25 protein-coding genes and 1 pseudogene are annotated in these 24,329 nt (G+C 62.1%); 15 read left to right on the forward strand and 11 right to left on the reverse strand.

The window, feature by feature from the left end; translation table 11 throughout:
- Positions 1 to 58: 58 nt before the first annotated feature.
- Entirely contained in the window at positions 59 to 736 is a 678-nt protein-coding gene (locus tag BN1136_RS05875; protein WP_043763601.1) for a glycosyltransferase family 25 protein, read from the forward strand.
- Positions 736 to 1,818 carry a glycosyltransferase family 9 protein gene (locus tag BN1136_RS05880; protein ID WP_231557833.1) on the forward strand — a complete coding sequence of 361 codons (1,083 nt, stop codon included), beginning with the start codon at positions 736 to 738 and terminating at the stop codon, positions 1,816 to 1,818. Before BN1136_RS05875 ends, BN1136_RS05880 begins: the two co-directional genes overlap by 1 nt.
- On the opposite strand, the gene BN1136_RS05885 is transcribed toward BN1136_RS05880, so the two are convergent.
- Both BN1136_RS05885 and BN1136_RS05890 read right to left on the reverse strand, forming a co-directional pair.
- Entirely contained in the window at positions 1,769 to 2,833 is a 1,065-nt protein-coding gene (locus tag BN1136_RS05885; RefSeq protein WP_043808194.1) for a glycosyltransferase family 9 protein, read from the reverse strand. The genes BN1136_RS05880 and BN1136_RS05885 overlap by 50 nt on opposite strands.
- A 222-nt stretch (positions 2,834 to 3,055) precedes the next feature.
- Positions 3,056 to 4,045: pseudogene (locus tag BN1136_RS05890) on the reverse strand (PTS ascorbate transporter subunit IIC); the annotation flags it as partial.
- Positions 4,046 to 4,207: 162 nt separating this feature from the next.
- Between BN1136_RS05890 and BN1136_RS20570 the strand changes: the two are divergent.
- On the forward strand, positions 4,208 to 4,330 hold the full coding sequence (locus BN1136_RS20570; protein ID WP_081843877.1) for a hypothetical protein: 123 nt from the start codon (positions 4,208 to 4,210) through the stop codon (positions 4,328 to 4,330).
- A gap of 175 nt (positions 4,331 to 4,505) precedes the next feature.
- Positions 4,506 to 4,850 (forward strand): DUF2799 domain-containing protein, encoded by a 345-nt coding sequence (locus BN1136_RS05895; protein WP_081843876.1) that lies wholly within the window; start codon positions 4,506 to 4,508, stop codon positions 4,848 to 4,850.
- A 47-nt stretch (positions 4,851 to 4,897) separates the two neighbouring features.
- Here the strand turns inward: BN1136_RS05895 and BN1136_RS19695 are convergent, their stop codons facing one another.
- Both BN1136_RS19695 and BN1136_RS05900 read right to left on the reverse strand, forming a co-directional pair.
- A complete protein-coding gene (locus tag BN1136_RS19695; protein WP_081843875.1) occupies positions 4,898 to 5,068 on the reverse strand; it encodes a hypothetical protein in 171 nt (56 codons plus the stop codon).
- Between the two features lie 38 nt (positions 5,069 to 5,106).
- The gene (locus BN1136_RS05900) at positions 5,107 to 5,541 is read right to left on the reverse strand and encodes a flagellar basal body-associated protein FliL (protein ID WP_043763586.1); all 435 of its coding nucleotides are present in this window, start codon (positions 5,539 to 5,541) and stop codon (positions 5,107 to 5,109) included.
- A gap of 145 nt (positions 5,542 to 5,686) precedes the next feature.
- On the opposite strand from BN1136_RS05900, the gene BN1136_RS05905 reads away from it, so the two are divergent.
- Both BN1136_RS05905 and ubiA read left to right on the forward strand, forming a co-directional pair.
- Positions 5,687 to 6,238, forward strand: coding sequence for a chorismate--pyruvate lyase family protein (locus tag BN1136_RS05905; protein ID WP_043763584.1), 552 nt, complete (start codon positions 5,687 to 5,689; stop codon positions 6,236 to 6,238).
- Positions 6,235 to 7,104, forward strand: a complete 870-nt coding sequence (gene ubiA, locus BN1136_RS05910; RefSeq protein ID WP_043763581.1) for a 4-hydroxybenzoate octaprenyltransferase — start codon at positions 6,235 to 6,237, stop codon at positions 7,102 to 7,104. The genes BN1136_RS05905 and ubiA overlap by 4 nt, the downstream gene beginning before the upstream one ends.
- A gap of 57 nt (positions 7,105 to 7,161) precedes the next feature.
- Here ubiA and plsB read toward each other — a convergent pair whose 3' ends face one another.
- Positions 7,162 to 9,585 (reverse strand): glycerol-3-phosphate 1-O-acyltransferase PlsB, encoded by a 2,424-nt coding sequence (gene plsB, locus BN1136_RS05915; protein ID WP_043808197.1) that lies wholly within the window; start codon positions 9,583 to 9,585, stop codon positions 7,162 to 7,164.
- 201 nt (positions 9,586 to 9,786) lie between these two features.
- Here plsB and lexA point away from each other — a divergent pair, with 201 nt between their 5' ends.
- The 4 genes from lexA (at position 9,787) to dinF (ending at position 13,289) form a co-directional block, all read left to right on the forward strand.
- Entirely contained in the window at positions 9,787 to 10,413 is a 627-nt protein-coding gene (gene lexA / locus BN1136_RS05920; protein WP_043763572.1) for a transcriptional repressor LexA, read from the forward strand.
- A gap of 377 nt (positions 10,414 to 10,790) precedes the next feature.
- Positions 10,791 to 11,081 carry a hypothetical protein gene (locus tag BN1136_RS05925; RefSeq protein WP_043763570.1) on the forward strand — a complete coding sequence of 97 codons (291 nt, stop codon included), beginning with the start codon at positions 10,791 to 10,793 and terminating at the stop codon, positions 11,079 to 11,081.
- 188 nt (positions 11,082 to 11,269) lie between these two features.
- Positions 11,270 to 11,896: an SCO family protein gene (locus tag BN1136_RS05930; RefSeq protein WP_043763568.1), complete on the forward strand. Its 627-nt coding sequence runs from the start codon at positions 11,270 to 11,272 to the stop codon at positions 11,894 to 11,896.
- 22 nt (positions 11,897 to 11,918) lie between these two features.
- Positions 11,919 to 13,289: an MATE family efflux transporter DinF gene (gene dinF / locus BN1136_RS05935; RefSeq protein ID WP_043763566.1), complete on the forward strand. Its 1,371-nt coding sequence runs from the start codon at positions 11,919 to 11,921 to the stop codon at positions 13,287 to 13,289.
- 22 nt (positions 13,290 to 13,311) lie between these two features.
- Here dinF and trmL read toward each other — a convergent pair whose 3' ends face one another.
- From trmL to BN1136_RS05950, 3 genes are all read right to left on the reverse strand, one after another.
- Positions 13,312 to 13,776 (reverse strand): tRNA (uridine(34)/cytosine(34)/5-carboxymethylaminomethyluridine(34)-2'-O)-methyltransferase TrmL, encoded by a 465-nt coding sequence (gene trmL, locus BN1136_RS05940; RefSeq protein WP_043763565.1) that lies wholly within the window; start codon positions 13,774 to 13,776, stop codon positions 13,312 to 13,314.
- 71 nt (positions 13,777 to 13,847) lie between these two features.
- The gene (locus tag BN1136_RS05945) at positions 13,848 to 15,203 is read right to left on the reverse strand and encodes an ATP-binding protein (protein WP_043763563.1); all 1,356 of its coding nucleotides are present in this window, start codon (positions 15,201 to 15,203) and stop codon (positions 13,848 to 13,850) included.
- Positions 15,200 to 15,892, reverse strand: coding sequence for a response regulator (locus tag BN1136_RS05950; protein ID WP_043763561.1), 693 nt, complete (start codon positions 15,890 to 15,892; stop codon positions 15,200 to 15,202). The genes BN1136_RS05945 and BN1136_RS05950 overlap by 4 nt, the downstream gene beginning before the upstream one ends.
- Positions 15,893 to 15,979: 87 nt before the next feature.
- On the opposite strand from BN1136_RS05950, the gene fieF reads away from it, so the two are divergent.
- The 4 genes from fieF to BN1136_RS20370 all read left to right on the forward strand — a co-directional run bounded on the left by fieF (position 15,980) and on the right by BN1136_RS20370 (position 19,404).
- A complete protein-coding gene (gene fieF / locus BN1136_RS05955) occupies positions 15,980 to 16,891 on the forward strand; it encodes a cation efflux pump FieF (protein WP_043763559.1) in 912 nt (303 codons plus the stop codon).
- Positions 16,892 to 16,899: 8 nt separating this feature from the next.
- A complete protein-coding gene (cysE, locus tag BN1136_RS05960) occupies positions 16,900 to 17,679 on the forward strand; it encodes a serine O-acetyltransferase (protein ID WP_043763557.1) in 780 nt (259 codons plus the stop codon).
- A 21-nt stretch (positions 17,680 to 17,700) separates the two neighbouring features.
- Entirely contained in the window at positions 17,701 to 18,984 is a 1,284-nt protein-coding gene (locus BN1136_RS05965; protein WP_043763555.1) for a hypothetical protein, read from the forward strand.
- Positions 18,985 to 19,194: 210 nt separating this feature from the next.
- A complete protein-coding gene (locus BN1136_RS20370; protein ID WP_010672454.1) occupies positions 19,195 to 19,404 on the forward strand; it encodes a cell division protein ZapB in 210 nt (69 codons plus the stop codon).
- A gap of 72 nt (positions 19,405 to 19,476) precedes the next feature.
- Here BN1136_RS20370 and elbB read toward each other — a convergent pair whose 3' ends face one another.
- Positions 19,477 to 20,127, reverse strand: a complete 651-nt coding sequence (elbB, locus tag BN1136_RS05975; protein ID WP_043763577.1) for an isoprenoid biosynthesis glyoxalase ElbB — start codon at positions 20,125 to 20,127, stop codon at positions 19,477 to 19,479.
- 400 nt (positions 20,128 to 20,527) lie between these two features.
- Between elbB and polA the strand changes: the two genes are divergently transcribed.
- Positions 20,528 to 23,284: a DNA polymerase I gene (polA, locus tag BN1136_RS05980; RefSeq protein ID WP_043763553.1), complete on the forward strand. Its 2,757-nt coding sequence runs from the start codon at positions 20,528 to 20,530 to the stop codon at positions 23,282 to 23,284.
- Between the two features lie 89 nt (positions 23,285 to 23,373).
- Here the strand turns inward: polA and BN1136_RS05985 are convergent, their stop codons facing one another.
- Positions 23,374 to 23,913 carry a gamma carbonic anhydrase family protein gene (locus tag BN1136_RS05985; RefSeq protein ID WP_043763574.1) on the reverse strand — a complete coding sequence of 180 codons (540 nt, stop codon included), beginning with the start codon at positions 23,911 to 23,913 and terminating at the stop codon, positions 23,374 to 23,376.
- A 153-nt stretch (positions 23,914 to 24,066) separates the two neighbouring features.
- Positions 24,067 to 24,329 (reverse strand): hypothetical protein (locus tag BN1136_RS20465; RefSeq protein ID WP_231557834.1); only part of this gene is annotated, 263 nt, incomplete at its 5' end.

Below are 24,329 nucleotides of genomic sequence, written 5' to 3' on the forward strand. Positions count from 1 at the left end.
GAATGAAACTTAAGTCTTTTTTCATAAATAGCGATTATAGTTTTTGAGGTGGAGTCTAATGGTCCCTGTCTTTGTTATCAGCTTGAACCGTAGCATGGATAGACGTGCAATGGTTACAAAGCAGATGAAGCATCTCAATATTGACTTTGAGTTTTTTGAAGCTGTCGATGGCCGCTCTTTGAATGATACTGATATTGGGGCGGTAGACTTTACCTTGGCTAAGGAATTTTGCGGTCATGACCTAAGTATGGCTGAGGTTGGCTGTGCTTTGAGCCATATCCGTTTGTATGAAAAAATTATTTCTGAGGGAATCGAACGTTGTATAATTTTGGAAGATGATATTTATCTGCACATGCACTTCAAATCAATTATAGAGTTTATTATCGGATGCAATCAGGCGGATATTGTTTTCCTTCATCATGGAAAAGCAAAGTATTGGCCAATATTAAAAATGCTCCCGGAAGGGTATCGTTTGGCTCGCTACATGACCCCGAGCCGAAAATCCAAGAGGGGTATAATCTCGGCTGCTGGTTATATGCTGACGTTAGCCGGTGCAGAAAAATTATTAGCAACAGCTTATCCGCTTCGAATGCCAGCTGACTATTTGACGGGGCGGTTACAGCTCAACGGTCTAACGGCATCGGGTGTTGAGCCTTGCTGTATGGATGTTGGTATGTTCGATACCACGATTGATGACCGCAATTATGGTCCTCATGTTGGCAATGAAGAGGTGTGATGGTGATCGGCTATCTGCAACTGTTGCGTGATCGGGTGCGCAGAGCGCTGGGCATACTCTTGTTTGACAAGAAGATGCCCCTCGGCATGCAAGGGGATGTCAACCATGTGCTGGTCGTCCGCTGGGATGCCAAACTGGGAGACTCGTTTATCTCTTCATTTTTCTTCAGGGAGATAAAAAAGCTGCCGGGGAGCAAGAGGGTGACCGTGATCACGACCCCTGCGTTGGCCAGCCTGTATCGGGATTGTTTCGGCGTTGATGAAGTCATCGAGATCGACAAGAGGCCCGGCTACCGTGCCATCGGCGAGATGGCGGCAACCATTGACCATGTCGATCTGGTGATACATCTCACCGAGGGGATGAAGATGAAAGATCTTTATCTCCTGCACAAGCTCTCGCCGACCAATGTTGCCTCCCTTGATGACAGTATCGGACGCGTCAATGTGAAACTCTCCAGGGCGACGGCGGGCATGCTGTTCCAGGATAAATATCGCCATCTGTTGTCTCTGCTGGGGGCTGGAGATATAGATCCCCAGTACATCATCCCTGTGGCAAGGAGGGGGAATGTGACCTCTGCCTGCGAGGATCTTGTTCTCCTCAATCCCTTCGGCAGCACCCAGTACAAGTCGTTCTCCCACGCCAAGGTGGTTGCGTTATTGAACACGCTGGGGAATGAATTCTCGGATTGCCGCTTCGGGCTTCTGTCCTCACCCGCCACTTATGACGCGGCAGCGTCCATGGTCAGCGCCTGTACAGCCAGCAATGTCATGCTGCTGGAGGGTGTGAAAACCATTGATGATGCGATCTATTGTGTCCAGCAGTCCAGAGCCGTGCTGTCGGTGGACACCGCCATAGTGCATATCGCCGTCGGATTGGAGAAGCTGCTGGTGGCGGTCTACCCGCGCCATGGTGAAGTGTTCAATCAGTGGCTGCCGACCAGCACGCCAAAGGTCCGAATCCTCTTCAGCGATTCCCCGGGCCTGAATGCCGACATGAACAACGTCGATAATCGGGCCGTTTGTGAGGCGCTATCTAGTCTGTTGACTGTGACTGAGCAAGCAGAGTCTCTAGCCGCTGAATAACCAGCTCCGGCGTAATTGCTCGGAACAGGGCTTCATCGAAGGCGTCTTTCTCCTGGGGCGGGAGCCGATAGTCTGCCCCCTTGGCATCGAAGATGTCGATGGCCTGATAGCGCGGGTGGTTCACCGGGTTGGCGATGATTTTGTCGCCACCTGGCGCCACTATGGTCAGCAGCGGTAGATCGATGGCCTGCGCCATGTGCCGCGGGCCGGTGTCGTTGCCGACGAAGAGCTGGCAATGGGCGAAGAGCCCGACCAGCTCGCGTACCGAGCGGGTCTTGATCTGGTCAAACACGCTGGCTTGCAGCGCCTCAGGCAGTAACGGTCTGAGACCCCGATTGTACTCCTCTTCCCCCGGCCCGCAGTAAATCAGTATCTGGGCGTTGTGCTCCTCGATGAGCCAGTGCGCCACCTCGGCGAAGCAGTCGATGGGCCAGCGCTTGTAGTGGCCCAGCGAGTTGACCCCCATGGCGATGAGCGGGCGGGCCGGATCTACATCGGCGGCCAGCAGGGTCTCGCGTCCCCGTTGCCTCTCCTCGTCGCTGAGCCAGAGATAGTAGTTGCGATCCTCCCTGACGAGGCCGAGGGGCTTGAGCAGGGAGAATCTGTCGTCCACCAGGGTGCTGTTGCCCCGATGCTCGGTGTCATGTCGGAAGCGCACGATGCGATTGTGGCCGAGTCGCCAGGGGAAGGAGTCGAATCCGATCCGCAGCCCGGCCCCGGAGAGCAGGCAGGTCAGCAGGCCTATCATCTGGCCCTGGCTGTTGATCACCACGTCGTATTGCTCGCGGCGGATCCTCAACAGCAAATCCTTCATGTAGCGCCACTCGTTGCGGCGCGCCTTCTCGATGACGATTAAGCGGTCGATGTTGGGGTTGCCCTCCGCCATTCCCGCACAGTAATCCATGACCAGATAGTGAACCTCCCCGGCAGGATCGTGCTGTTTGAGGTTGTTGCACAGGGCGGTGGAGATCAGCACGTCCCCTATCTGTTTGGTTTGTACTACCAGGTATTTCATGGAGAAGGCCTCATGTGAGGTCATGGTTGAACGACAGCGAAACAGCATATCGCACTCGACCGTCAGATGCTGCCGCGACGGCGTGAAAATCCGATCCCCGGCACTGTGCGGACCCGATTTTTGTCTCTCTGCTGGAATATTCGCCACTCACGCGGCCAGCGCAGTGAAAGGCAAAAGGCACGACCCTGGGTCGTGCCTTTTTTCGGCCACACATTGCTGCGATCAGCGCACGATAAGGCCGAGCAGTATCCCCACCACGCCGAAGTCGGCATCGCTGAAGGTGGTGTTGGCAAAGCCGAGATCCCCCAGCACTGGTAACAGGAACACCGGCAGGAAGGTGATCAGCAGGCCGTTGGCGAAGGCCCCCAGCATGGCACCGCGACGGCCGCCGGTGGCGTTGCCAAATACTCCGGCCGCCGCGCCGACGAAGAAGTGCGGTACCACCCCAGGAATGATGACGGTGAGCCCCAGCAGATAGAGCAGCACCATGCCCACCAGACCGGCGGCAAAGCTCGACAGGAAGCCGATCAGCACCGCATTGGGGGCGTAGGGGAAGACGATGGGGCAGTCCAGCGCCGGTTTGGCGTTGGGCACCAGCTTGTCGGAGATCCCCTTGAAGGCCGGCACGATTTCGGCGATGACCATCCGTACCCCCTGCAGGATCACATAGACCCCGGCGGCGAAGGTGATGGACTGCATCAGGGAGAACATGAACCAGTGCTTGCCCTTGGCGACTTCCGATACGTAATCCGCACCGGCAAACAGGGAGGTGATAAGGAAGATGATGCCCATGGCGAAGGAGATGGCCACCGGGGTATCGCGCAGGAACAGCAGGCTCTTGGGCACCTGCACCTCCTCGCTGCTGCGGGCCTTGTTGCCGAACCTGGCGCCGATCCAGCCGGCCAGCACGTAGGAGCGGGTGGAGAAGTGGCCGAGTGCCAGGCCATCGGAGCCGGTGATCTGCTTCATGTAGGGGTGGGCGAGGGCCGGGAACAGCACCATGGTCACGCCGACCACCAGGCTGCCCACCGCGATCAGCGGGATGCCGCTCATGCCGCCGGCGGAGAGGATGGCCGCCACCATCATCGACATGAACAGGGTGTGGTGGCCGGTCAGGAAGATGAATTTTCACGGGGTGAGCCGGGCGATCAGGATGTTCACCAGCATGGCGAAGAACATGATCATCGCCATCTCCTTGCCGAACGACTGCTGGCGCGGGATCTGCCGGCTGGCGTCTTCACCCAGGTGGCGACCGGGATCGGGCTGAGACAGGTGGCTGGCCGGACCTTAATTAATCGCTGACTAGCACCACTGGCGGGCCCCATTTTTCTGGATAGACTTTGAAGGCCGGTGCACTATCCAAGGAGAATGAGCATGGGTAAGCAGACACCGGATTTCGAGCTCGACGACGAGTGGGAGCCGGAATCCTGGGAAGACGAACTGGAGGAGTTCGACGACGAGAGCTGGCTGGACGACGACCCTCTCGACGATCAATGACTCCCTGTAACGCCTGCGGGCGGGCCCTGTGCCCGCCCGATTTATTTGGCGGCCGGGGACGTCGCCCTTGGTGGGAAGGCGTCGGGCTGGTTAGAATGAATCTCTCAAATGGCGCTGTGCTTGGCGGTGACCCGTCGGGCTGGCGGCTGGATACACACGCAAACGACAATCAAGGATGATTATGCGCTCACTCGTCATCATGTTTTGTGTCGCCCTGCTCGGGGGCTGCGTTTCCAACTCGGACGATCCCTGCGAGAAGGTGTGGAGTGACGTCGGCGAGGCCGACGGCAAGCTCGGTTTTGCCGGCGACAGGGTGGCATTCCATCAGACCCAGTGCGGAGACAAGGTGGACGTCGCTCTGTGGGAACAGGGGCGGCAGAAGGGACTGGCCTGGTATTGCCGGCCCGAGCACCTCTATCTGGCCGGGCGGTCGGGAGAGGAATATCGAGGCGTCTGCCCCAACGACGTCCAGGCCCGTCGCCTGGTCGAACAGGGCCGCCACGGCTGGACCGATCAATAGGGCTCGGCCCGCCCTGCCTTTCCCCTCAGCCCCTGCAGAAACGGGGCCTACTCCTCCTTGTTCTTCAGCCGCAGCGGCTGACACAGGTAGTCCTTGTCGTTGGCGCTGCGGGCACACTTGCCGCACACAAACTTGGGCTTGCGCAAGATTTTGCGCAGCGCCTTGAGATCGGCCGGGATCTCGTGGCGGCGCCATTCACACAGCGTCTTGTGACCCATGGCGTTATGTCCTCGACTGTGAATGTAAGGGGAGTGAGTTACTGGTACAGGTACTTGGTGAAAATGAGCTCGCGCACCGCCTTCTTGCCGGTCTCCTTGACCAGCAGTTCGTTGACTCTGGCCTCACACTCCTTGCGCAGCTCCTCCCGGCTCACCAGGGACTTGATCTGGGCGCCCGTCTTGCTGCCAATCAGGCGGATGATGGCGTCGCGGATCAGGGGGTCGTGCTGTTCCAACAGCGCGAGATCGGCGGCGTTCTCGGCCATCAGCTCCACCGTTACCCGCACGTAGCCCAGGGTTTTGCCATCGCCAAGGTAGTTGGTGATGATGTCCGGATCCAGCGCATGATAAGCAAAGCCCGGCTGGACGGCGGAGGAGGCAGCGTCGGTGGCTGCCTCTTCGTTGGCGAAGGCCTGCGTTTGCAGCAGGGTACAACCCAGGGATAACACCAGCAGAATTCTGAAGATCTTCATCTAGATGGCTCGGCAGCGATGGATGCCCCATTTTTGATGCTGTCATCGGGGCCGTCAAGCACGGATGTTCTTACAATTCGCCATTGATTTACGGATAATAAACCGGATTTTAACCTGACAACGGAAATCTCCGGATGGTGAAGCTGTGAAGTCCGAGTTGACTGTTCCCCTCATCCAGCTCGTCCCATGGCGGGCTCCCGCAGAGTGCGAACTCCCCGAGGCCTTGCGCCCCTGGTTGCTGGAGACCGATTCCATGACCCGGCGCCTGCGCCGTTACAATCGCCACCTCTCGGTGCAACTGCTCGGCAATCGCAGCGTGTCGCTGGCAGAGGACGAGCAGGCGCTGGTGGCGGTGCATGATCCCGTTGGGATGTGCCGCGAGGTCATTCTGCACGGGGACGGCGGGCCCGCCATCCTGGGCTGGACCCTGTTTGCCGAGGAGGTACTGCTTGGCGGCGGCCTGCAGGATCTGGGGGAGCAACCGCTGGGGGAGCGCATTTTCGGTGATCTGCCCGCGCGGCGCGATCACCTGCAACTGGCCTGCTTCGAGATCGCGAGCAATCCCTGGTGCCCGGCCGGCACTGTCTGGGGGCGCCGTTCCCGCCTCTATCTGGGGCAGTGGCCCTTGCTGGTCCACGAACTCTTCCTGCCCTCGCTATCGTCCAACGGGTTGCCATCGCATAAGGAGCTGGTGTGAAGCTGTTAACCAAGGAGCGGGGACTGGCCTATGCGCAGTTGGCCCGCATCGACAAGCCCATCGGCACCCTGCTGCTGCTGTGGCCGACCCTCTGGGCACTCTGTCTGGCCGCCGGCGGCCTGCCGGACCCCTGGATCCTGACCGTGTTCGTGATCGGCGTCTTCCTGATGCGTTCGGCGGGCTGCGTCATCAATGACTATGCGGATCGCAACTTCGACGGCCACGTGAAACGCACCGCCGGGCGACCGCTGCCCATGGGCCGGGTCGCCGAGCGCGAGGTACTGATCCTGTTCGCCGTGCTGGCGCTCATCTCGTTCGCCCTGGTGCTGACCCTGAACCCGCTCACCATCGGCCTGTCGTTTGCCGGCCTGCTGCTGGCGGTCTGCTACCCCTTCATGAAGCGGTTCATCCCCATTCCGCAGCTGGTGCTCGGGATGGCGTTCTCCTGGTCCATTCCCATGGCCTATGCGGCCCAGGCCAATGCCCTGCCGCCTGTGGCCTGGCTGCTGTTTCTCGCGAACCTGCTGTGGACCATCGCCTACGACACCGAGTACGCCATGGTGGACAGGGACGACGACCTCAAGCTCGGCCTCAAGTCGAGCGCCATCCTGTTCGGCCGCCACGACAAGCGGATCATCGGCGGGCTGCAGCTCGCGACCCTGCTGATCCTGCTGGGAGTGGGCCAGCTGATGGGGTTGGGCTCCGGTTACTACTGGGGTCTACTGGGGGCGGCGGCGCTGTTCGTCTATCAGCAGCGGCTCATTCGGGAGCGGCAGCGGGAGGCCTGCTTCCAGGCCTTCCTCAACAACAACTACGTGGGGGCCCTGGTGCTGCTCGGGGTGATCGTTCACTACCTGCAGGGCTAGCCCCACGAGATAAAAAAAGGCCGCATGATGCGGCCTTTTTTCTTTTCCGGTTGCTCCTCAGAGCCGGTTGCCCGCCTGTATGGTGCGGCGGATCTTGGTGCTGAGCAGCGGCACTATGTTGTCCGCCAGCGCCTGGAAGCGGCCCAGATCCGGCTTGCAGCCCGGGTCCAGATAGCCTTCGCTGCGCAGGGTGTGGATCAGGGTGCTGAACAGCTTGGGGTCGAAGAACTCGGGGGCATTGATACCGTGCAGGGTGCCGAGGCGCTCCGCCATCATCAGACCGTCCGCCTCCAGCTGCTCCGCCTCGATGTGGGGCTGGGCCAGCATGCGGGTCAGCACGATGGCGTAGCGCTGCAGGGTCTCCTGGATGCTCTCGGCCAGCAGCAGCAGGCGTGTCTGGTTGACCGGGTTGACCCAGAAGCCGCCGTCGCGCGCCTCGATGAGTTGCTGGCGCTGCAGTTCGGCCAGCAGGGCATCGACCAGCTCCGGCAGCTCGTCTTCCTGGTAGCGCAGGAACAGCTCGGTCTTGAGCAGCGGGTAGATGTCGACGCAGCGGGCGACGATTTCGTTGCGGGAGATCCCCTCGCACCGCTCGATCAATGCCGCCACCAGGGAGGGCATGGCGAACAGGTGGAGGATGTTGTTGCGGTAGTAGGTCAGCAGGATCGCCTGGTAGCGGTCCAGGCTGATGATCTGGCCCAGCTTGTCCTCGCTCACCTCGAACTTGTTGAGCTCCATCGCCTGATCCAGCAGGGTCTTGGCATCCTCGGCCGGCATGGTGCTGTGCGGGCTGTAGGGCACCTGCTTGAGCAGGTCCAGATAGGTGTTGAGCTGGGCCTGCAATTCATCCCGGGTCAGGGCGTGGCGCTCGGCGGCCAGCAGCGCCAGGGCGCTCAGGGTCAGGCCGTTGACGGCGGCGGCATCGTTGATGCGGGTCATCATCAGCTCGGCCAGCTGGTTGACGGTGGGCGCCATCCACTCGGGGCGCTCCTCCTTGCCGATGTGGGCCTTCCACTCCGGCACCCGTTCGTTGAGGTAGCCGTTGATGGTCAGGGGCTCGCCGAAGTTGACGAAGCCGCGGCCGTAGTTGCGCAGCTTGCGCAGGATGCCGAGTACCTGCAGGAAGCTCTCTTTTTCCTTGCGGCTGCCCTTGAGCTCGTTGTGGTAGGTGTTCACCTCCATCACGTGCTCGTAGCCGAGGTAGACGGGGACCAGGGTCACCGGGCGGTCTAGCCCGCGCATCATGGCCTGCAGCGTCATGGCCAGCATGCCGGTCTTGGGTGGCAGCAGACGGCCGGTGCGCGAGCGGCCGCCTTCGGTGAAGAACTCCACCGAGTAGCCCTTGGCAAACAGCAGGTTGAGGTATTCACGGAACACCGTGCTGTAGAGCGGGTTGCCCTTGAAGGTGCGACGGATGAAGAAGGCACCGCCGTGGCGGAAGATGGGACCCGCCGGCCAGAAGTTGAGGTTGATACCTGCCGCGATGTGGGGTGGCACCATGCCCTGGTGGTAGATGACGTAGGAGAGCAGCAGGTAATCCATGTGGCTGCGATGGCAGGGCACGTAGACGATCTCGTGCCCCTCCTGGGCCAGCTGGCGCACCTGCTCGGCACCGTTGACCGACAGGCCGCGGTAGAGCTTGTTCCACAGCCAGCCGAGGAAGCTTTCGCCGAGACGGATCAGCCGGTAGGAGAAGTTGGAGGCGATCTCGTCCATGTAGCCGTGGGCGCGCTTCTGCGCCTTCTCCAGGCTGATCCCCTCGCGCCTGGCCTCTTCCTCGATGGCCTGCTGGATCACGCCGGAGTCCAGCAACTGCTTGAACAGCAGGTTGCGGTTCGGCAGTTTCGGTCCGGTGGCGGCCAGCTGCTGGCGGCTGAAGTGGGTGCGGGCGACCCGGGCCAGCTTGTGGGCGATGGCCTCGTCGGTGCCGTGCTTGTCCGCCATGTAACGCAGAGAGAGGGGCGGGGAGAAGCGCACCAGGTTCTCGCGCCCCTTGAGGATCACGATCAGCGCCTTCTTCAGGCGGTTCGGCGCCAGGCTGCTGATGATGTTCCAGCCGGAGGCCTCTTCGCCCTCCCGGCCAGGGGCGCGGCCCCAGAACAGGGTGACGGGGACGACCTGGATATCCAGCGCCGGATCCTGCTTGTGCAAGTCCAGCAGCTGGTGGAACTCCTGCAGGAAGGGGAGCGGCTTGGTGCGCTTGCCAAACAGGGGAGGCGGACGATCCAGGCAGACATAGCGCGGCAGCAGCTGACCGTTCAGCTCCAGCGGCGTGAAGGGGCCGGGCAGGCCGAGATCCTCGCAGCACTGCTGCAGCGTCATCAGATCGGTGATCGAGCTGGTCTTCAGGGCATAGACGATGGGTCTGGCCGGATCCAGCTTGAGCTCGGTGATGGGGTTTTCCGGCAGGCTCTTGTGATTGACCAAGCCGCTGACCGGCCATTGCAGTATGGCTCTGGAAATCTTCTGTCCAAGGGACATGTGCGTCTGCTCTCCAAAAAAATGCGGCGTGAGCATAGCAAATCACCGGCGGCTTGTCGCCGAGAGGTACGATGAGTCCCGAGACGGGATCGAGGACACCCTTTTGGCTGCAATGGGGGACAAATGTCAGCAACGCCTTGCCTTGGCCACAGCACTGTATATACTGCCAGTGTGCTGTATAAAAAGACAGGTGCCCATGCTATGAAACCCCTTACCCCTCGCCAGGCCGAAGTCCTGGAGCTGATCAAGGCGAACATGAACGAGACCGGCATGCCGCCGACTCGCGCCGAGATCGCCCAGAAGCTTGGCTTCAAGTCGGCCAACGCGGCCGAGGAACATCTGAAGGCCCTGGCCAAAAAGGGGGTCATCGAGATCATGCCGGGAACCTCTCGCGGCATCCGCCTGCTGCTCGAAGAGGAGGAGGCGCAGCCGGAAGAGAGCGGCCTGCCGCTGATCGGCAAGGTGGCGGCCGGTGAGCCCATTCTGGCGCAGGAGCACATCGAGAGCCACTACCAGGTGGATCCCGCCCTGTTCCATCCGCGGGCAGACTTCCTGCTGCGGGTGCAGGGCATGAGCATGAAGAACATCGGCATCATGGACGGGGATCTGCTGGCGGTCCACAAGACCCAGGAGGTGCGCAACGGCCAGGTGGTGGTGGCGCGGCTCGACGAGGACGTCACCGTCAAGCGCTTCCAGCGCAAGGGCAGCCAGGTATGGCTGCTGCCGGAGAACGAGGAGCTCTCCCCCATCGAGGTGGATCTCGCCAGCCAGCACCTCACCATCGAAGGGTTGGCGGTCGGCGTCATCCGCAACGCCGACTGGATGTAAGCATCCGGCTCGGTGAGGGGCCTCCTGCGGGAGGCCCCGTCATTTGGACACTCCTCCCCGGGCGCCAGTCTGTTCCCCCTTTCGTCGCTCCCACCGCCCTCCCCGCTGCAAACAGTCCCGCCACAGACAGTGCATTTCGGATATATCCTTTGATAAGGCTCGCACTGTCATGGCCGGGTTTCCCCCATGACGACGCGTGTGCCGCACCGGCCGGTTGGGCGGATGTGCAGGGATGCATCACCGTCGGGACGGGGCGGGAAGAAGGGAGAGTCGTCTGCAATGGCACGACTCGTACAGTCAGTACGCGACGGTGGTTGGCTTGCCTCCCGATGGCAGTAACACTGGTCGGCGTGACCTGTTGAGCAAGGAGGACAGGTATGGCTTCAAGCTCGCCGTGGGATCCGGTGCCGGTCGCGGCCCCCGCATCCTCCATCACCCGATTCATCAAGGGCAGTCGGATGACGTGGTTCTATGCACTCTGGGTCTACCACAAGGGAGATGGCTGGACCGTCTGGCTTGGGTGTCCCAAGGACAAGATCGTCCGCCTGGTGCGTCTGTTTCGCCGCCACCATGACATAGGCTTGCCGGATGCCCCCTGGACGGCGCCCGTGATCCCGCTGCGTGCGCCGATCAGACGTTCCCAGCCGTTGCGCAGGCTGAAACCCTGACCCTTTCTGTTTGCTGCGAGCCCCGCCCAGTGCGGGGCTCTTGTTTTCCTGCCGCCAGGGCCACCGAGTGTCCCTGAATGGCGCCATCCGGACGAAGGGCTAGCCATAAGCGGGGCCTGGCGGGTTACAATGGCCCCTCTTCTGGTTCTGCCCTTTGGGCTGTTGATACAGGCAACACATTGTTTCATATGGTTAAACCACGCTTCTACCTGCTGCTGTTGCTCTTCATTGGCAGCCTCATGGCCGCCTATTACTGGAGCCAGCCCTCCCTGCCGGAGCAGGCCGATTACTATCCGACGGGGCGGGACATCAATCCCTTCACCCTGACGGACGGGGATGGCCAGCCCTTTACGCCAGCGGAGCTCGCGGGTCACTGGACCTTCCTGTTCATCGGCTACACCTATTGCCCGGACGTCTGTCCGACTACGCTGGCGGATCTGCGGGCCGTCTATCCGAGCCTGAAGACGATCGCGTCCAACAGCCAGGTGGTGTTCATCTCGGCGGATCCCCAGCGGGACGACAGCGCCCGCCTCAAGAGCTATACCGCCTTCTTCGAGCCGGAGTTCAAGGCGGCGACCGCGCCCCACAGCGCCCTCTTCCCCCTGGTGCGCAATCTGGGCCTCGTCTATTCCATCGTGGAGAACGATCGCAAGGATTACCTGATAGACCACTCCGCCTCGATCGTGTTGATCAACCCGGCGGGCAAGCTGGCGGCCATGTTCCGTCCCAGGGTGGCGCCGGGCGAAGTGCCCCACGTGGACATGCAGACCATGGTCTCCGATTTTGCGCGCATCGTGCGGCTGGTCGACGAGTGATCTCCCTGTCTCTGTCCCGCCCATGCTGATGGCACCCTGGTTGAGGGATGCCGGCCGCCACCGGGCGGTCTTTGCCCTGGCCCTGCCCATGGTGTTCTCCAATATCACCACCCCCTTGCTGGGGCTGGTGGACACCTGGGTGATCGGTCATCTCGGCGAGGCCTGGTTCCTCGGCGGCGTCTCGGTCGGTGCGACCCTCATCAACCTGTTGTTCTGGCTACTCGGTTTCCTGCGCATGTCCACCACAGGGCTGACGGCTCAGGCCCAGGGGGCGGCCAGCGCAGAAGGCCAGCTCGACACCCTGGCGCGAGCGCTGGGGCTGGCGATCGCCCTCGGGGTGGTGATCCTGCTGCTGGTGCTGCCTTTCCTCCCCGCCATCATCGCCCTCGGCGGCGGCTCCGCCGAGGTGCAGGCCTATGCCGGCCAGTATGTGTCGGTGCGGATCTGGAGCGCGCCGGCGGCGCTGTGCAACCTGGTGATCATGGGATGGCTGCTGGGCATGCAGGATGCACGCAGCCCCATGTGGCTGCTGATCCTGAGCAACCTCGTCAACATGGTGCTGGACGCCGGTTTTGTGCTGGGGTTGGGGTGGCAGGTGAAGGGGGTCGCGGCCGCCTCCGTGCTGGCCGACTACAGTGCGCTGGCGGTGGGGCTCTGGCTGGTGAGCCGCCACCTGCGACGCCTCTCGCCGGCGGTATGGCAGAACGCTTGGTCGCGCTGGCGGCAATGGCCCGCGCTGGTGCGCCTGCTCGCCCTTAACCGGGACATCTTCATCCGTTCCCTCTGCTTGCAGCTCTGCTTCGCCTTCATGACCCTGCAGGGGGCCAGGCTGGGGGACGTGGCCGTGGCGGCCAATGCGGTGCTGCTCAACTTCCTGATGCTGATCTCCTACGGGCTGGACGGCTTCGCCTATGCGGTGGAGGCCATGGTAGGGCGCGCCATCGGGCGGCGTGACCGGCAGGGGCTGCGGGAGGCCATCGTCCTCAACCTGGGCTGGGCCCTGCTGATCGCCCTGGCGTTTACCCTGGCGTTTGCCGTGGGGGGCGACGCGCTTATCGCCCATATCACCGACATACCGGCGGTGATCGCCGAGGCCAACCGCCAGCTGCCCTGGCTGGTGGCCATGCCGCTGCTGGCCGTCTGGTGTTTCCTGCTGGACGGGGTCTTCATCGGGGCAACCCGGGCCCGTGAGATGCGCAACAGCATGCTGGTGGCGGTGTTTGCCGGTTTCTTCCCGATCTGGTGGCTCTGTCAGAGCTGGGGTGTCGCCGCCTTGTGGGCCGCCATGAGCGCCCTGATGGCCGGACGGGGCCTGACCCTCGGCTGGCTCTGCTGGCGGCTGGAGCGTGACGGCCGACTGCTGACGGGGCAGAGGGCCAAGGGGGTGGCCTGACTCGTGATTCTGCCCGGCCGGGTCAGGCAGATCCTGCGTAGTCGAACTGTCGCCAGCTCTCGTAGACGAACACGGCGACCGCGTTGGCCAGGTTCATGCTGCGGCTCTGGGGCAGCATGGGGATGCGCAGCCGCTGCTCGAACGGCAGGCTCTCGATGATCTCCGCCGGCAGACCGCGGCTCTCCGGCCCGAACAGCAGGGCGTCGCCTTGGGCGAAGCGGACCGCCGAATGGGCGGTGCGTCCCTTGGTGGTGCAGGCAAAGACCCGTTGGGGGGCGACGGCCGCCAGAAATGCCTCGTAGCTCGGCCAGCGCTTCACCTCGGCGAACTCGTGATAGTCGAGCCCCGCCCGTTTCACCCGCTTGTCATCCCACGCGAATCCCAGAGGCTCGATCAGGTGCAGCCGATAGCCGGTGTTGGCACAGAGACGGATGATGTTGCCGGTATTGGGCGGGATTTCCGGTTGGTAGAGCACGATGTCGAGCATGACGGGATCCTGGGGTGGTGCGAAATGGGCGCCAGCATACCCAGCGCCCGTGTCGATGAAAAGGGGGCGACTCAGGCCATGGGCAGGCGGATGGTGATGACCAGGCCGGTCGGCTGGTTGCTGCTGGCCCGGATGGTGCCGCCATGACGCGCGATCGCCTCGGCGGCGATGGCGAGACCGAGGCCGGTGCCGCCGGTCTTGGCATTGCGGGCATCATCGACCCGGAAAAAGGGCAGGAACAGCCTGGGTTGCTGTTCCACCGGCACACCGGGGCCGTCATCCCGTATGGTCATCACCCACTCCCGACCCTCCCGGTACCACTCCACCTTGATGAACTCGCGGGCATATTTGAGCGCGTTGCGCAGCGGGTTTTCCAGGGCGCGCGCCAGCAGCTCAGGCCACATGGTGAGGGACTCCTCCGGCAGGGGGGGCAGCCTGAGCTGCTTGCCGTTCTGGTTTGCCTCGAACATGGCGTCATCCAGGATGGGCTCCAGCAGCTCCGCCAGCGGCAGAGACACCGGGGCCTCCACATGCTGCTGTACTCGCGACAGATCCAGCAGGTCCCCGATCAGCTTGTCGAGCCGGGCGATCTCCCCTTCAATGCGTGCCAGCTCGGCGCTGTCCCCCTGCTTGCGGCGGATCAGCGCCTGGGCCAGCTGGATGCGGGTGAGGGGGCTGCGCAGCTCGTGGGAGATGTCGGAGAGCAGCTGTTTCTGCTTCTGGATCATGTCCTTGAGGGTATCGACCATGTGGCTGACATGCTCCGCCAGCTGGCCGATCTCGTCCTTGCGACCGAGGTTGGGGATCTGCATCTCCAGGTTGCCCTGAGCCAGCCGGGAGACAGACCGTTGCAGCTCCAGGATGGGGCGGGTCAGGCGCCAGGCCAGCAGCAGGCAGAGCGGAGTGCTGACCAGCATGGCGATGCCGAGGATCTGGATGGGGTGATCCAGGATCTGGATGAACAGGAACAGGTAGGAATTCTCGACGTTGAGGCCGAAGTAGACGTGATAGACCTGGCCGTGGTGGGTCATCTGGAAGGGGCCGGCGATGGCGCGCTGGTGCTCGCTGCCGAGCATGGGCTTGGCCGGGTTGTCCGAGTCGAGCATGAAGCGGATCACGAACTTGCTGAGCTGGGTGCTGGCCTGCATCTGCCCCTTGGCGTCACGCAGATAGATGTTGTCCACCGGGAGGAGGCCGGCGGCATCGATGGCCTTGGCGAGATCGAAATCCTGGTCGGGATCCGCCCCCCGCTGCAGTGCCGCCAGGTTGTTGTTGAGGCGGGTGACCTCGTGGGCCGGTAGCGGAATGATGTTGCGGGGATCCAGGGTGGGCAGTATCACCACGGCCGCCACTACCAGCAGCAGCATGAACCAGAACCAGAGAAAGATCTGGGTCGAGATGCCGTTGAAGGGGCGGGCCATCTTCATGCCTGCTCCAGCCACAGGTAACCCCGGCCGCGTACTGTCTTGAAGCGGGGCTGGCCGTCGGTGCGTTCCGGCAGTTTCTTGCGCAGGTTGCTCAGGTGCATGTCGATGGATCGATCGAAGGGCTCCAGCTTCTTGCCCAGCACCTGTTCGGAGAGCAGGTTCTTGCTGACGATCTGACCCGGATTGCGCAGCAGGCACTCCAGCAGGCCGAACTCGGTGGCGGTCAGCTCCAACAACTGACCATCGCAGCGGGCCTGCTGCAGGCCGGGTTGCAGCACCAGATCCATGAATCTCAGTTCATCCGGGGTGCCGCGCTGGGGCTGGCTGCCCTGGGTGCGGCGCAGGATGGCACGCACCCGGGCCAGCAGCTCCCTGTCGTCAAACGGCTTGGCCAGGTAGTCGTCGGCACCCGCTTCCAGGCCGTTGACCCGATCCTGGCTGTCGCCACGGGCGGTCAGCATCAGCACCGGGGTGTCGTGGGTCTTGCGCAGCCGGGTCAACATGGCGAAGCCGTTGAGTCTGGGCATCATCACATCCAGCAACACCAGATCGAAAGGCTGCTCGCCCAGTCGCTGCAGCCCCTCTTCCCCGTCCTCTGCCACGGTCACCTGGAAGCCTTCCAGGGTCAGGATTTCGGTCAGCAACTGGGTCAGTTCGAGATCGTCATCGACCAGGAGTATTTTGTTCATCTGGGAGTCACTCTGTTGATTTCACACGCCAAACAGACGGTCGGGTCAGGGTATAATAAGTTTTTACGCGTCGGAGGAAAGCCGGTTTTGAGCCACCAACAATATTCCCGCTGGGTCACCCTGGCCAGCATGGCGGCGGTCGTCACCGCGACCCTGCTCATCCTGGGCAAGCTGATCGCCTGGCTGATGACGGACTCCTCGAGCCTGCTGGCCTCCCTGACGGACTCCTTCATGGACGTCAGCGCCTCCATCATCAACCTGCTGGCCATCCGCTACGCCATGGCGCCTGCCGACGCGGAGCACAGATTCGGCCACGGCAAGGCGGAGTCCCTGGCGGGGCTGGTCCAGTCGGCCTTCATCTCGGGTTCTGCCCTGCTGCTGATGATGCACGGTATCTCGTCGATGCTGAATCATGTGCCTGTGGTGCGCCTGGAGGCGGGGATCTGGGTCAGCGTCGGCTCCATCGTGCTGACCCTGCTGCTGGTCAGCTTCCAGAGCCTGGTCATCCGCAAGACCAACAGCGTGGCCATCAAGGCGGACATGCTGCACTACCGCTCCGACCTGCTGCTCAACGGCGGCGTGCTGCTGGCACTAGTGCTGGCGGGGCAGGGGTGGTACTGGGCAGACGGCCTCTTTGCCATTCTGATCGGCCTGTTCCTGGTGTGGGGCGCCGTGCATATTGGCTACGAATCGGTGCAGGCCCTGCTCGATCGTCAGTTGCCAGAGGAGGAACAAGCGAGAATAATGGCCCTCTGCTGTGCCGTAGAGGGGGTGCATGGCGTACATGATCTGCGTACCCGCCAATCCGGGCCGACCCGCTTCGTGCAGTTGCATCTGGAACTGGATGACCAACTGCCCCTGGTCAGGGCCCATCAGATAGCCGACGAGGCTGAACTGGCCGTCCGCCAGGCCTTCGAGCGGATGGATGTGATCATTCACATGGACCCCATCTCGGTGCTGACAAAAGAACGACAAAGCACTCACCCTGAACAACAGTAGGCTGCAACATGGATGATCTGGTTGCCAGAACCTGGCAAAAAATTCAGCAGGAAGCGCAGAGCATGGCGACCCAGGAGCCCATGCTGGCCAGCTTCTTCCACTCCACCATTCTCAATCACCGGGATTTGCGCTCGGCGCTGAGCTTCCAGCTCGCCAACAAGCTCGACAGCACCACCATGCCGGCCATCGCCCTGCGCGAAGTGATCGAGCTGGCCCTGCGCAGCGAGCCCGAGCTGCTGGCGGCGGTGGCCGCCGACATCTGCGCGGTGCAGGATCGCGACCCGGCGGTCGACCTCTTCTCCACCCCGCTGCTCTATCTCAAGGGCTTCCACGCCTTGCAGGGATACCGGGTTGCGAACTGGCTGTGGCGTCAGGGGCGTCGCGCCCTGGCCCTCTATCTGCAAAACCAGATCTCCGTGGTGTTCGGGGTTGACGTGCACCCGGCCGCGCGTATTGGCAAGGGCATCATGTTTGACCACGCCACCGGCATCGTCGTCGGGGAAACCGCGGTCATCGAGAACGACGTTTCCATCCTGCAGAGCGTGACTCTGGGGGGGACCGGCAAGGAGAGCGGTGATCGCCATCCCAAGATCCGGGAAGGGGTGATGATAGGGGCGGGGGCCAAGGTGCTCGGCAACATCGAAGTGGGCGTCGGCGCCAAGATCGGGGCCGGCAGCGTGGTGATCAATCCGGTGCCTCCCCACACGACGGTGGCCGGCGTGCCTGCCAAGATCGTGGGCCGTCCCGAGTGCGACAAACCCTCCCTGGACATGGATCAGTGTCTCTGATCCCCTGACCGAGGCCGTTGTATGGTCAAGCGCTGGTCAGGCTTTCTGATCCTGGGGATGTGGCTGCTCAACCTGCTCCATCTCTATCTGGGGTTCTCCCCCTGGCCGGCGGCCATCGCCGCCTGGGCCGCCTCCCTGCTCACCTGGCCCTGGCTCGTGGGGGCCGCGAGGCGCCAGGCCCTGGCCCTCTACGGTGCCGCGCTGCTGCTGCTGATCTTCTCCTGGTGGCGGGGGGCTGTCCTCAGCCCGGGGGACTGGCTGCTGCCGAACATCAACATGCTCACCATGTTCGCGGCGGTCAGCACCCTCAACCTCGCCACCTCCGGACTGCTGACGGGGACCACCTCCTGGCAAGGTCGCAAGGGGCTGTGGAGCACCATGGCCAGCCTCAATCTGCTCGGGGCCGTCATCAACCTCTCGGTGCTCTTTATCATTGGTGATCGGCTGGAACGGGGCGGCACCCTGGAGCGGCGCCAGGTCATGGTGCTGAGCCGGATTTTCTGCGCAGCGGCCTTCTGGTCCCCCTTCTTCGTCGCCATGGCGGTGGCGCTCACCTACTCTCCCGGCCTGCAACTGGGCAGCATACTGCCCTTTGGCATCCTAGCTGCCCTGCTTGCCATGGGGCTGACGGCCTGGCAGGTGGAGCGGCTCGGGGTGGCGGATTTCGAGGGGTATCCGCTGCGACCCCAGACCCTGGGGCTGCCGGTGGCTCTGGCGCTGCTGGTCTTGCTGATCCACCAGTTCTGGCCCGGTCTCAGCATCCTGGCGGTGATCGCGCTGGTGGCCCCCCTGCTGGCACTGCTGTTCATGCCACGAGCCGGGCGTGGTGCCGCGCTCAAGCGGCAGGTGGTGGAGCGCTTCCCGGCCATTGGTGGTCAGCTGGTACTGTTCCTTGGGGCTGGCCTGCTGGCGGCGGGCATCAACAGCGCATTGTCGGTGCTCGACTTTGGCGGCGGGCACGGTCTGCCGCTGTTCATTCACTTCGGCTGGCTGGAGGCCAGCCTGACCCTGCTGCTGATTTTCCTGGTGGCCATCGTCGGCGTGCACCCCCTCATCAGCATCTCGGGGGTGGCGCCTCTGTTGTGGCCCCTGTCACCGGATCCCAGCCTGCTCGGCATGTGCTTCCTGCTGGGGTGGGGGCTGGCCACCGGCACCAGCCCGCTCTCCGGCTCCAACCTGGCCCTTGCATCCCGCTACAACCTGAGCGCCGCGCTCCTGCTTCGCTGGAACCTGCTCTATGGCCTGCTGATGTACGGGGTTGCCTGCCTGTTGATGGGGGGCTTCATCGCCTTGCACGGAGCCTGATCTGCAGGGCTGTGAATATTGCGGGACGTGCCATGGAAAGGGACGCCTGCCACCTGCGAGAAAAACCGACGCATATTTAGGCAATACCGAGCTGGAGGGCGCATTTTGCAACGCGCTGGCTTGTTTGTGCCGCGCGCATCGGGGTATGCTGGCTTCACGCGCTTGAATCGCTCCCTGTGGGGCATCGCAATTGAACATACAGGTATGCATATGTCACTAGAAGTCCTTGAGCAACTCGAATCCAAAGTACAATCCGCCGTCGACAACATCTCCCTGCTGAAGATGGAGCTGGACGAGCTGAAAGAGCAGAACAGCAAGCTGCAAGACGAGAACCATCAGCTGCGCAACGAGCACGTTGCCTGGCAAGAGCGTCTGCGTGCCCTGCTGGGCAAGATGGACCAGATGGGCGATGCCATCTGATCCTGTCGCTGCTGACCGGAATGAAAGCGGGCCGCTCCTTGAGCGGCCCGCTTGTTTTGGACGGACGGAGTATCAGAGCGCGAGCAGCTGCTTGACCGTCTTCTCGATGCCGTCGGCCGCCTCGACGATGTTCTGCGCCAGCATGTAGGCGGGGGTGGAGATCACCTTGCGCTCCTGATCCACCACGAACTCGCTCACCGGACAGTCGAGGTGGCTGCCGCCCATTGCCTCGATGGCGTTGGCGGCGCCTTCGTCATTGCCTATGGTGGCCAGGGTACCGGCGCCGTAGATGAGCGGGATCATGGCCGGCGCGATGCAGATATAGGCCGCCGGTTTCCTGGCCTTGGCAAAGCTCTGGCAGGCCTTCAGCACATCCGGCTGGATCTGGCAATCGGCCCCCTTGACGGCGAAGTCGCACAGGTTCTTGGCGGCGCCGAAGCCGCCGGGCAGCAGCAGGGCGTCGAAGTCGGCCGCATCCAGCTCGGCCACGTCCTTTATCTGGCCGCGGCAGATGCGGGCGGCCTCGACCAGCACGTTGCGGCTCTCCCCCGCACTGACCTCGCCGGTCAGGTGATTGATGACATGAAGCTGAGGGACATTGGGGGCGAAGCATTGAACGGATGCCCCCTGACGGGCCAGTGCCAGCAGGCTGATGACGGCCTCATGGATTTCGGCGCCATCGAACACGCCACAGCCACTCAAGATCACGGCCACTTTTTTCATGGCGGACTCCTCGTTGTTGAAAATGTGAGCCAGGGTCAATTGTTGTACTTTTGTATGGTTATCGTTCGACCTCGGCTGGTCAAGTCATCTTGCTGTGCTAGGATTGTTTCGTTTTGGATCCTGCCTCAGCTACCCCTCTCAATTTTTTTCCACATTGATCGAGATCATGGACTGCCTTTCAAGGTGTGTTTTGTTGGTCTTAATGCTTTGTTTTAAATGTATTTTTATATTTTAATCCACAGCTTTGTCAGGGTGGTGTCGTCACGCGGCCATTTTTGAGCACAGAGTTATCCACAGGGTGGTCTGCTTGCGATGGCGTGCAGAGGGGAGGGGCTGCCCCTTGGTGTGGTGCGGGCCCTGTGGCATCCTAGCGGCTGTTTATCTCTGGCAGGACGATTTCATGGCCCCTAGCAACCCCCTTATTCTGGTCGACGGCTCTTCATACCTTTACCGCGCCTTCTTTGCCTCCCAGCAGGCCGATCTGCGGACTTCGACCGGTTTGCCTAGCGGCGCCGTCCGTGTCATGGCCAACATGATGCGCAGCCTGCGCAAACAGTACCCCGACTGCCACGTGGCCGTGGTGTTCGACGCCAAGGGCAAGACCTTCCGCGACGACATCTATCCCGAGTACAAAGCGACCCGTGCCAGCATGCCGGACGATCTGCGCAGCCAGGTCGCCCCCATCCACCAGATGATCAAGGCGATGGGCTTCCCCTTCCTGATGGTCGAGGGGGTGGAGGCGGACGACGTGATCGGCACCCTGGCCCGTCAGGCGACCGAGAAACAACTGCCGGTGCTGATCAGCACGGGGGACAAGGACATGGCACAGCTGGTCTCCGACCATGTCACCCTGATCGACACCATGAAGGACGTGAAGACCGACAGGGAAGGGGTGATCGAGAAGTTCGGGGTGCCGCCCGAGCTCATCATCGACTACCTGGCCCTGATGGGGGACAAGGTGGACAACATCCCCGGCATGACCGGCGTCGGCGAGAAGACGGCGCTGGCCCTGCTGCAGGGGATCGGCAGCATAGACCAGATCGCCGCCAACCTGGACAAGGTGGCTGCGCTCGGCTTCCGTGGTTCCAAGGCGTTTGCCGACAAGTTCCGCGAGCAGGAGGAGCAGGTGCGCCTCTCCTATGTGCTGGCCACCATCAAGACTGACGTCGAGCTGGAGCAGAGCCTGGAAGAGCTGGAGCTTGGCCCCATCGACAAGGAGGCGCTGCTGGCGGTCTATCGCGAGTACGAGCTGCGCAACCTGATAAAAGAGCTGGAGTCCGGTGGTGAGGAAGGGGCCGTTTCGACCGAGGGGGATGAAGACGCCGCACCTCAGGAAGCGGCCATCGAAACCGACTACTGCTGCATTCTGGACGAGGCCGAGTTCGACGACTGGCTGGCACGCCTGAAGGCGGCGCCGCTGTTTGCCTTCGACACCGAGACCACCAGTCTCGACTATATGGAGGCGCGCGTCGTTGGCGTCTCCTTTGCCATCGAGCCGGGCAAGGCGGCCTACGTGCCCTTCGGCCACGATTATCTGGGTGCGCCGGTGCAACTGACCGAGGCCGTGGTGCTCGGCAAGCTCAAACCGCTGCTGGAAGACGCATCTCGTCTCAAGGTGGGACAGAACCTCAAGTACGATCGCAACGTGCTGCTCAACCACGGCATCGAGCTGCAGGGTATCGCCTACGACACCATGCTCGAGTCCTATGTGCTCAACTCCACCGCCAGCCGTCACGACATGGACTCCCTGGCCCGCAGGTATCTGAACGTCGAGACCATCTCGTTCGAAGAGATCGCCGGCAAGGGGGTCAAGCAGCTCACCTTCAACCAGATCGAACTGGAGCAGGCGGCCCCCTACGCGGCGGAAGATGCCGACATCACCCTACGCCTCCATCAGGCGCTGTGGGGCAAGCTCTCTGCGGAGCCGGGCCTCGCCAGGGTGTTCAGCGAGATTGAGCTGCCGCTGCTGCCGGTGCTGGCACGGATGGAGCGGCTCGGGACCACCATCGAGCCCAAGCTGCTGCATCAGCAGAGCCAGGAGATCGAAGTCCGGCTGGCGGAGCTGGAGCGACAGGCCCACGAGCTGGCCGGGCAGGAGTTCAACCTCTCCTCGCCCAAGCAGCTGGGGGAGATCCTCTTCACCAAGCTGGGGTTGCCGATCATCAAAAAGACCCCTAAGGGCGCGCCATCCACTGCGGAAGAGGTGCTGGCCGAGCTGGCGGAGACCTATGAGCTGCCGCGCCTCCTGATGGAGCACCGTGGCCTAGCCAAGCTCAAGTCCACCTACACCGACAAGCTGCCGCTGATGATCAAGCCGCAGACCGGGCGGGTGCACACCTCCTATCATCAGGCGGTGGCGGCGACAGGGCGGCTCTCGTCCACCGATCCCAACCTGCAGAACATCCCGGTGCGCAACGAGCAGGGGCGCCGGATTCGGCAGGCCTTCATCCCGAGCGCCGGTTACAAGCTGGTGGCGGCGGACTACTCCCAGATCGAGCTGCGGATCATGGCCCACCTCTCCGGTGACAAGGGGCTGCTGACCGCTTTCGCCGAGGGCAAGGACATCCACAAGGCGACCGCTGCCGAGGTATTCGGGGTTGAACTTGATGCGGTGACCAGCGACATGCGTCGCAGCGCCAAGGCGATCAACTTCGGCCTTATCTACGGCATGAGCGCCTTCGGTCTGGCCAAGCAGTTGGGCATCGGCCGTGCCGAGGCGCAGAAGTACATGGATCTCTACTTCGAACGCTACCCGGGCGTGCTGGAGTACATGGAGCGCACCCGCCAGCAGGCGGAAGCCCAGGGCTATGTCGAAACCCTGTTTGGCCGCCGTCTCTATCTGCCGGACATCAAGTCCCGCAACGCCGGTCTGCGCAAGGCAGCGGAACGGGCTGCTATCAACGCCCCCATGCAGGGCACGGCCGCCGATATCATCAAGCGCGCCATGATCAGCGTGGACAGCTGGATCCGGGGGATTGAAGACGAGTCGATCCGCATGCTGATGCAGGTGCACGATGAACTGGTGTTCGAGATCCGCGAAGAGAAGCTGGAGGAGTACATCGCGCTCATCAAGGAGAAGATGTCAGCCGCTGCCGAATTGCATGTGCCGCTGGTGGTCGAAGCGGGCACCGGTGACAACTGGGATCAGGCCCACTGATCGCTGGCAGTCGTCATCGACACCTATATAGCTATATAAGACGCGAAGCCCGGCATCATGCCGGGCTTCCTGTTTGTGGCTGATAGGATTCAAGCCTCTTGCAGGTATTCGTCCTTGAGCAGCACATAGTTGTCGGCCGAGGTCTTGAGGAAGGCGATCTCGGCGGGCTTCAAGGGGCGAGCCTGCTTGATGGGGTTGCCCAGATAGAGGAAGCCGGCTTCGAGGCGCTTGCCCGGTGGTACCAGGCTGCCGGCACCGATCATCACATCATCTTCGACCACGGCCCCGTCCAGCAGGATGGCCCCCATGCCGACCAGCACCCGGTTGCCTATGGTGCAGCCGTGCAGCATCGCCTTGTGGCCGACCGTGACATCCTCCCCGACCAACAGGGGATGGCCGGTTGGATTGCTGGCACTCTTGCGGGTCAGGTGCAGCACGGTGCCGTCCTGAATGTTGCTGCGCGCGCCGATGCGGATGTGGTTCACGTCACCCCGGGCGGCCACCATGGGCCAGATGCTGGCATCGTCGCCCAGTTCGATGTCGCCCACCAGGGTGGCGCAGGGGTCTACATATACCCGTTTGCCCAGTTGCGGGCGTTTTCCCTTGTAGGGTCTCAGTCGCAAGTCCATCTTGGCCTCCTTGTTTTCGGCCATTCTAGCAACTTGGAACCCGTTTCTGTGGATAAGTTTGTATAAAAGCTGTGCTTGGATATGAATAACTAAAAAAGTGCGCTTTTTTGCAATTTTATTGCAGGGGAGGGGTTGCCAGAACGAATTCGCTCCCTATAATGCGCCTCCATCGACACGGCAAGCGGCAACGCAGAAAGCCAAGTCGGTAACCTCGAAAAGCCTTTGAAAATAAGGCTTGACTCGAGAAGGCGGTTGAGTAGAATGCCACTCCCGCAGCAGCCAAAAGCTGCGTCGCTCTTTAACAATTTGAATCAAGCAATCTGTGTGGGCACTCACAGCATCGAGCATCAAAAGCAATTTTTGATTTTCAATGTCTGATGAAGTGACCAAAGCAACTTTTAAGTTGCAGCAGTTAA

This window comes from Aeromonas taiwanensis (assembly GCF_000820165.1).
In the GTDB taxonomy this organism is placed as follows: Bacteria; Pseudomonadota; Gammaproteobacteria; order Enterobacterales; family Aeromonadaceae; genus Aeromonas; species Aeromonas taiwanensis.

Coding starts and splice junctions, on each gene's coding strand:
- lexA (WP_043763572.1), top strand. CDS start 9,787: ATGAAACCCCTTACCCCTCGCCAGGCCGAAGTCCTGGAGCTGATCAAG.
- trmL (WP_043763565.1), bottom strand. CDS start 13,776: ATGCTCGACATCGTGCTCTACCAACCGGAAATCCCGCCCAATACCGGC.
- BN1136_RS05895 (WP_081843876.1), top strand. CDS start 4,506: ATGATTATGCGCTCACTCGTCATCATGTTTTGTGTCGCCCTGCTCGGG.
- BN1136_RS05950 (WP_043763561.1), bottom strand. CDS start 15,892: ATGAACAAAATACTCCTGGTCGATGACGATCTCGAACTGACCCAGTTG.
- dinF (WP_043763566.1), top strand. CDS start 11,919: ATGCTGATGGCACCCTGGTTGAGGGATGCCGGCCGCCACCGGGCGGTC.
- BN1136_RS05900 (WP_043763586.1), bottom strand. CDS start 5,541: ATGAAGATCTTCAGAATTCTGCTGGTGTTATCCCTGGGTTGTACCCTG.
- BN1136_RS20370 (WP_010672454.1), top strand. CDS start 19,195: ATGTCACTAGAAGTCCTTGAGCAACTCGAATCCAAAGTACAATCCGCC.
- BN1136_RS05985 (WP_043763574.1), bottom strand. CDS start 23,913: ATGGACTTGCGACTGAGACCCTACAAGGGAAAACGCCCGCAACTGGGC.
- BN1136_RS05875 (WP_043763601.1), top strand. CDS start 59: ATGGTCCCTGTCTTTGTTATCAGCTTGAACCGTAGCATGGATAGACGT.
- plsB (WP_043808197.1), bottom strand. CDS start 9,585: ATGTCCCTTGGACAGAAGATTTCCAGAGCCATACTGCAATGGCCGGTC.
- BN1136_RS20570 (WP_081843877.1), top strand. CDS start 4,208: ATGGGTAAGCAGACACCGGATTTCGAGCTCGACGACGAGTGGGAGCCG.
- BN1136_RS05925 (WP_043763570.1), top strand. CDS start 10,791: ATGGCTTCAAGCTCGCCGTGGGATCCGGTGCCGGTCGCGGCCCCCGCA.
- elbB (WP_043763577.1), bottom strand. CDS start 20,127: ATGAAAAAAGTGGCCGTGATCTTGAGTGGCTGTGGCGTGTTCGATGGC.
- BN1136_RS05880 (WP_231557833.1), top strand. CDS start 736: ATGGTGATCGGCTATCTGCAACTGTTGCGTGATCGGGTGCGCAGAGCG.
- BN1136_RS05965 (WP_043763555.1), top strand. CDS start 17,701: ATGGTCAAGCGCTGGTCAGGCTTTCTGATCCTGGGGATGTGGCTGCTC.
- polA (WP_043763553.1), top strand. CDS start 20,528: ATGGCCCCTAGCAACCCCCTTATTCTGGTCGACGGCTCTTCATACCTT.
- cysE (WP_043763557.1), top strand. CDS start 16,900: ATGGATGATCTGGTTGCCAGAACCTGGCAAAAAATTCAGCAGGAAGCG.
- BN1136_RS05945 (WP_043763563.1), bottom strand. CDS start 15,203: ATGAAGATGGCCCGCCCCTTCAACGGCATCTCGACCCAGATCTTTCTC.
- BN1136_RS19695 (WP_081843875.1), bottom strand. CDS start 5,068: ATGGGTCACAAGACGCTGTGTGAATGGCGCCGCCACGAGATCCCGGCC.
- BN1136_RS05930 (WP_043763568.1), top strand. CDS start 11,270: ATGGTTAAACCACGCTTCTACCTGCTGCTGTTGCTCTTCATTGGCAGC.
- BN1136_RS05885 (WP_043808194.1), bottom strand. CDS start 2,833: ATGAAATACCTGGTAGTACAAACCAAACAGATAGGGGACGTGCTGATC.